Raw genomic sequence first — 239 nt, forward strand, 5'->3', positions numbered from 1 at the left:
GTGTCGAAGCCGGCGTCTCGGATGTCACGAAGTACGTGGAGGACCGCAATGCCGGCACCTCGGCGGGGGCGCGCCTCGAGATGTGGCGGGGCGCCTTGTTGATGATTGCCGAGCAGCCGTGGCTGGGCAGGGGCGAGACAGGCTACGCCGAGGCGCGTGATGCGATGATCGAGCAGGTCGAGCTGAGCCGCCATGGGCAGCCCTATGAACATCCCCATAACGAGTTTCTCGATGCATGG

General features: G+C 65.3%; 1 protein-coding gene. It reads left to right on the forward strand.

The window, feature by feature from the left end:
* The coding region (locus tag R0J88_RS23250; RefSeq protein ID WP_410901354.1) for an O-antigen ligase family protein at positions 1 to 239 on the forward strand (239 nt) is incomplete at both ends.

The sequence above is a fragment of the Pseudoalteromonas sp. SIMBA_162 genome, from assembly GCF_046535955.1.
GTDB lineage: Bacteria > Pseudomonadota > Gammaproteobacteria > Enterobacterales > Alteromonadaceae > Pseudoalteromonas > Pseudoalteromonas marina.